General features: G+C 50.6%; 6 protein-coding genes. 1 reads left to right on the top strand and 5 read right to left on the bottom strand.

The window, feature by feature from the left end; all coding sequences use genetic code 11:
- The first annotated feature begins 176 nt into the window (after window positions 1-176).
- Window positions 177-857, top strand: coding sequence for a hypothetical protein (locus HYT77_10275; GenBank protein ID MBI2068381.1), 681 nt, complete (start codon window positions 177-179; stop codon window positions 855-857).
- Between the two features lie 141 nt (window positions 858-998).
- Here HYT77_10275 and HYT77_10280 read toward each other — a convergent pair whose 3' ends face one another.
- The 5 genes from HYT77_10280 to HYT77_10300 form a co-directional block, all read right to left on the bottom strand.
- Window positions 999-2159 carry a hypothetical protein gene (locus HYT77_10280; protein MBI2068382.1) on the bottom strand — a complete coding sequence of 387 codons (1161 nt, stop codon included), beginning with the start codon at window positions 2157-2159 and terminating at the stop codon, window positions 999-1001.
- Between the two features lie 46 nt (window positions 2160-2205).
- Window positions 2206-3831, bottom strand: a complete 1626-nt coding sequence (locus HYT77_10285; GenBank protein MBI2068383.1) for a hypothetical protein — start codon at window positions 3829-3831, stop codon at window positions 2206-2208.
- 84 nt (window positions 3832-3915) lie between these two features.
- A complete protein-coding gene (locus HYT77_10290) occupies window positions 3916-5049 on the bottom strand; it encodes a MaoC family dehydratase N-terminal domain-containing protein (GenBank protein MBI2068384.1) in 1134 nt (377 codons plus the stop codon).
- Complete coding sequence (locus HYT77_10295) at window positions 5046-6578, bottom strand: acyl-CoA dehydrogenase family protein (GenBank protein MBI2068385.1); 1533 nt, start codon at window positions 6576-6578, stop codon at window positions 5046-5048. Before HYT77_10295 ends, HYT77_10290 begins: the two co-directional genes overlap by 4 nt.
- A 3-nt stretch (window positions 6579-6581) precedes the next feature.
- Window positions 6582-6708: CoA ester lyase (locus HYT77_10300; protein MBI2068386.1), on the bottom strand; the 127-nt coding region annotated here is incomplete at its 5' end.

Here is a 6708-nt window from a genome sequence, read left to right on the forward strand (position 1 = left end):
TTTAACAAATTGGCAGGGGGCTGAAAAGCAAGAATTATCGGATTTCGTACCCCCGTCAGGGTACGCAAAATATAATTCCACGGGGCAACTTTTGACGTAAAGAAACGACACAACAATAAGAAAACCTAAGGAACAGGATGATAAACAAATTTTTTGCTTTCTGTGTATTTTCAGTTTTGATCGCCGCAAACTTGTCTTGGGGTGATGAAGGGGTGCGTAGAACCGATCCCGATCCCGGCCGCATCTTCTGGGGCCCAACGGCCCTTCATAAGGAAACAGGGGATTCATCTATCACCAATTTTGATCTTTTCGTCTGGAACTTTGATCAGACTTTTAATGAAAACTTAACAGTTGGTTTTCGAACCGTTACGCCGATTGGCATTGCAGTTGGTGGACTCACGCTAAAACCATCTGCCCATCTGAGTGACAAATTTCATCTGGGAATCTGGCTAGAGGGAGGGTTTATTGCGACCCTCGTTTTTACGGATGACAATTTTGGTGCTTATTACTTGGGTGGAGGGCCGATTTTTACCTTTGGAGACAAGGAACGGGCATTTAATGTTTCCTTTGTTTCCTACCGATTCGGCAACAGTCGTGGGGGGGATTACATCCTGATGCCAAATATCGGCGGAAGCATTCAAGTGAGCGATCGTGTTAAACTGAATGGTGAACTGATTCATTTTGCCCGTCATGACAATGCTGGAAGGAACTGGGCCTTTCTTTATGGCATCCGGATCTTTGGTGAAAAAATATACGGCGATATCGGTTTCGTAATGCCTTTTACGGAAGGGGGAGTGCGGTTTTATCGCGTGATGCCGCTCGGGTTTCCGCTGCTCTCATTGGGTTTCAGTTGGTAAGGGATTCTGATGAGTTTCTCGCCCGGTTAATCATAGAACGACAACGGCTTATTTTTTATGTAAATGTAATGTAAACTTTATATAATTTTATGTCAGCAATCAGGGATATCTGGCAAAGAGGAGGGGGTTAAGAGGCTTCCATTAAAGGGCTCCTGCATGAAAGGGGGGTGAATTCTCGATAATCCTGTAATAGCCTCTTTTGAAACTCTCTCTGCCTTGAAAGAGGGAGAGACCCAAGAGGAAATCAACCCCTCCTTGTTCTCCCGCCGTAATCCCTACCCCTGTTCTCAAGGCGATACCCCAGTCACTGTTTTGATACCGAACGACATCCAATTCCCCTGCAAGACGTCCGAGAAAAGCGGTCTCGCTTTTTTTGGAGGTCTTATCGTTTAAGGTTACGGTCGTATCGGTCTGCATCAGGCCAATACCAAAACTAAAGTAAGAATCGAGGAGGTGCCATTGTCCCTCACGAAATGAGAGACCTTGCCATGCGAGGCGGCGCCACTGGAGAAGACCTAAGGTAAACTTCGCCTCTCTGTGAACGCCCAATCGATCGATCTCGACATCATCAAGATTGATGTCAGGGCTTTCCAGATCGACTTTAATTTTTTGATTTCTACCCGTCTTGGCCTCGTAGGGCCCGTTAATCTCTTTATCCGCCTCTCGTTGGGCCTCCTTTTCGAATTGCTCTATGGTCTGGTCCGTCTCTTCTTGTGCCTCGTCCTCGAGGAGATCAATCGCCTCATCAAGGCCGACATCATCCGGGCTAATATTATCTGTGGTGGTCCCTTGCAGGAGGGTAAAGTGAAACTCTCCTTGAATACCAATGGGGTCTGTAAAAATCGACCTCTCACGTCTATCTTTTTGTCCGACACCTAGGGCGATATCGAAACCTTTCATCTTTGAAACATCATTGGGATAAGCCCCTTCAAACTTGGCGGGGTTATGCAAGACGAACCGGGACCATCCATAAACAGGTCCACCACCCCAATATTTTATTTGAGGCGAGAAATCAGCATTGTCAGGATCGAACAATCGGGCCAGGTTTCCCATTCCTGCCTTAAGGTAGCTCTCTCTTTCCTTAGAGGTCAGCTCTCCTGGGGAAGAGAGCTGGCTAAAGTAGGTATCCTTGATGATCTGAACCTGGTCGTGCGTCAAACCGGCCCGTTTGAGGTTTTCATATTCAACCCCATCCAGAAGTTGGTCATCCTTATAGGCGTTTATGATAAGCCCGCGGATCTTGTAATAGTCCGGCTCTATAGACGGCTGGTTACGGACAAGACTGTCTACCGGAGGTGCCATCAACAGACCATTCGACTCCCCTTAAGTGGGAGTTGCTATGTTTCCCCTAACGATTAGCCGGATCCGAGCACTCCTGCAGCGCGTCACTGTGGTAATAAGTCATGAGAGAGGACTCAATAGGGCCAAGGGAAGCGGGGCTCCCTGGCCAATAACGATCAAGAATCTCCTGTCTTAGCTGAAGGGCCTGCATTGGATCTGTAATGTTTGCATAAAGAAGGAGAGATTGGGTCAAAACGATTGCCTTGTCGTTTTGGGGCCTCCAGCAGTCCCAAGGGCCGTTACAGTCGTAGTCCTCCAAATCGTCCGAGCCAATGTGGACCGGTTCAAAGCCAAAGTAATTGGCGGAGACAAACTCCTGGCAGACGTCCCCCTCATGTCTTCTGCAGTGGGCCCCGACGGCATCAGCCCCCAGATGGACGACTGATTCCATTCGGAGCTGCCCCATCGCGATCAGCGGTCCCCGTCCACCCGCCAGAAGGGGCCAAATATCCTCTGAAAGATACCGGAGCCCATTTTTATAATGGGCGACGCCTCGATTGAATGCACTGTGGGCACCCTCCTGATCGCCAAATCTTTCCAGATAGTCGGCCTCCCGAAACAGTGCGGTCGCCTCTCTCAAATCGCGGGCGATGTCTCTCCAGACCAACAGGAGATCCGCCAAAACCTCCTTATTGTGGTAATTGTCAGAATCACCATTCGGGAAGAGAACGTCCTTCATTCGTGGGTAGGTAGCAAGTGTCCGATTTTTTTTGAGCCATTGGACCACCGTAGGCAATTGATTTTGATCCAGGGCCTTTTTGATCCCCTCAATCCCACCCACGAGTTCGGCAAGGGCTGCCTCCTCTTCCAGAATTTGAGGGTTGCGCGCCAGTTCACTTTTCAATCGACTAATCTCGGCGAGATGATGCTCCATACTGGCCTTAATTCTCGCGCGGGTTTCAGCGGAGGTATCGGGACGCACAACTCCCGTGTTTGGATCAAGGGCAACGCTGCCGAGAAGGTTTCTTTTATCAACAAAACCGGCCAGGCCGTGGTGGGCAGGCCCTAGGTGGGGATCAAAAAGCCGGAGGAGAAAGTCGGGGATAGAGGCATGGGTCGTTGGGGGGTGATCGCGGTAGGCATTCCCCTTGGCAAGCTGTTCAAACGGTTGTTCTTCCAGTTCATAAAAGGGGATTCTAAAGGCCGTTTCGCCAAAAGGGTGATGATGTGCAAAGTAGGTTTTTAATCCCGCAATGGCGGGTGTGTCGTCTATCTTCCCCTTTCCCTCAATAGCCATCCAGAGAAGTTTGCGATGGATATCGTCATCGATTGTGATCGTTGACTCAAGATTACTCACCATTTGTACCGAACTCTTGAAGCGGAGAAAGATCGGATGTCTGTTGAGGAGGTCGTGTGTTTCGTCCGGAGCAACACGGAACGGACCGCCACGGAGCACAGCCAGGTATCCTCCTTCACGGAGTGAAGAGGCCACTTGAGGGTCTGTGAGCGAAATCGTGAGACCTCTGTCTTGCGGAAAACAGATCTTCAAGAAGGCATCATTGGATTGAAAGCAGAGGTTGGATCCGATGAAAGGCTTCGTGGCCTCGCGGTAGCCTGTTGGTCTGTATTCGGCACGATAGGCGAGCAGACTACCGAGCGGCATTGCGAGCGATGTGGATAACGGAGCCGTCATGAATGATATCCCCTGCCAGGCAAATCGTTAGTAGATATGGGAAGTTGTCCGGAAAAGTTGACGCAACTCGTCGAGCGGCAAAGGCTAGCCAGATCTTCTTTTGATAAGGAGGCGTCGTTCGATCTCAAAGATCTTCTCTGGAATCTTTTGCTGGCCACTATCCTTCTTATCGGCTTCTTTTAAGAAAAGTTCGGTCCCGTATTTTTGCAGTGCGTCATGGACGGTGATGTTTTTTAGGCCAATGAGTTGGGACTGAACAATTCCAGCTGCCTTCGAATGATCCTCCTTGGCAAGTACGCGACTCATCGCCACGACCGTGTCGCCTGAATAGGCCGGTTGGGTGTGATACCCTTCCGTGTAACCTAGATCCCACAAGGCATTTTCGCTCACATCCCGCGAGGCAAGCCCGCAGAGCCAGGCAAAAACAAGTCCCCCATAAACCACAGGTTCACCCGTCCCGGAAAGTTTTGCGTTCCTGGCGTAAACTCTGTCGTAATGGAGGGGGTGTGTGTTTAAGAGGCGATAGGTCCAGGGGATATGTTCATCCGTGATGGTCCGTCCATTTTTATGAAGGATGATCTCTCCCACGGTAAAATCTTCAAAGTAGGTACGGGTGCCGGTTAAGTTGTTTGGATAGGGCCTCTTGATGGTAGGGGTGCAATTCATGGCAGCCCTATTGTCATCGAGAAATGTTTGTCCTGTAGCCGTTGTCGGATCACTCTTTTTGCCTCCCCGTGGGACCATGATTTTCCGATTGTACTGACAGACTACCTCGTTTCTCTGGTTGAGCGCGACGGTTCGGATCGTTACAATTCCGGGTTTGTCCCCCCGCTCCTTCCGGTCAACAACACGAGTCAGTCCTCTCAGGGTATCTCCCGGATAAACGAGCTGAGGGAATTCAACATCATAGTACCCCAGATTGGCGATCGCCTTCTCCGAGTCATTCTGGACCCCGAGTGAGATGGCGATATTCAAAACCATCAGGGGAGAGACAACAAGGTCTTCGAAGCCGTGGGCCTTCGCAAACTCGGCGTTTGTGTGGAGCGGATTTGCCTCCATGAATGTGGTGGCAAATTCAATGGCAAAGCCTCGATCAATCGTGATGCCTCGCGGATGGCAGAAGATCTCGTTCGGGACAAAATCTTCCAGGACGCGACCATACTGCGGTGCACGGATTTTTTTAAGGTCGACCGGAATTTCTCTTGAGAGTTCTTTCATAAATACCTCTTCAGTAGTGAAGGAGCAATGACGCGTAAGGCCAACACCTCTTCGGCCCCTTCAAAGAGCGAAAAGACACGGGCATCGACAAAATAACGACTGACCGGATATTCCTCGGCATAGCCATAACCGCCGTGGATCTGCATCGCCTCACGAGTCACCCATTCGGAAACCTTGGAGGCATAGAATTTGACGAGCGACGCCTCCATAAGCCCTTTTCCTTCGTCCATCAATCGTGCGGCGTGGTAGGTTGCCTGACGCGACGCCTGAACCAAGGCCGCCATTCGGACCAGCTTCCATTGGGTCAGCCCGTATTCAAAGATCGGCTTACCAAAGACCTTTCTCTCATTGGAGTATCGAAGCGCCGATTCAAACGCCGCCTGCATGACCCCCAAGGCACGTGCGGCAGTCTGGAGCCGGCCACCGGCAAATCCCTCCATCTGGAGATAGAAGCCTTGTCCCAATCCCTTTTCACCGCCGATCAGATTTTCGTTTGAGACCAAATAATTTTCAAATGAAACTTCGAAGGAGTGCATTCCTCGATAACCGATTGTGGGGATCGCCTTCCCTTCAATATGACCCCCTTCCGGCTGGTTATACTGAAAGGAATGACCATCAAAACGGGGTTTTTCGGCGATGAAGAGGGAAAGCCCCCGATGCCGTTTGGAGAGATCCGAATCAGTCCGGGCGAGCACCATTAAGGTGTCGGCATAGCCGGCAAAGGTGCACCAGGTCTTGACCCCATTGAGCAGCCAGCCACCGTTTTTGGGTGTGGCAACGACCTTCATTGAGGCGACATCACTCCCATAATCCGGTTCCGTCACAGCCACAGCGCACATCTTCTCACCCGAGGCGAGTTGAGGGAGCCACTTTTGTTTCTGCTCCTCCGTTCCTCCCTTAAGGATCGCCTTGGAGAGAATTTCGGGACGAGTGATCAAACTGCCTGCAATCCCCAAGGAGCCTCGTGAGAGCTCCTCTGTGACAACGACCATTCCGATATTGTCCGATTTGTTGTCATCTTGAAATCCACCGTATTTTTGAGGGAGGGAGAGGCCAAAACAGCCGAGTTCTTTCAGACCGTTGATAATCTCAACGGGAATCAAGAGATCTTGGCTGTGGAGCTTTTCGGCAAGCGGCATCACCTTTTCTTCCGCAAACTTCTTAAACGTTTTGCGGAACATCTGATGCTGGTCGGCGAGTCCGTAATTTCCACCGTGTTCCTGTTCACGAATCAGTTGTGCGCCCCTTCGGTATCCCTCATCATCTTTTTCACCTCCAATAATTTCCCTGATAAAAAAGTGGGCCAATTCCTTCTCAAGCTCACCTTGGTGTTGGGTGTAATCAATGAGCGCCCGCGCGGCAAAAAGTTTTGCGGACCGCCAGGCAAAATCGTAGGCAGCAACCTGAAACTGATCCAATTTTGGAGTCGAGATCTCCCTTCCCTCGGCCGCCTGCTTCGCGAGTTGTTTCCCGGATTGATTGAGAACCGTTTGAGCCCTATCGATTGTGTCTTGGAATTCTTGAGACATTGTTTAGAAAAAAGCCTGTTCAGCCCCCACAGGGAGCTGTTCACCGGCCAAACGTGCGGTTTGAACCAGCTCCCAGAAATAGCGGTAGGTCGCCCGGTCGTGCAATTCTCCTTCGTATTGAATCGGTCCC

Source organism: Deltaproteobacteria bacterium, assembly GCA_016180855.1.
GTDB lineage: Bacteria > UBA10199 > UBA10199 > JACPAL01 > JACPAL01 > JACPAL01.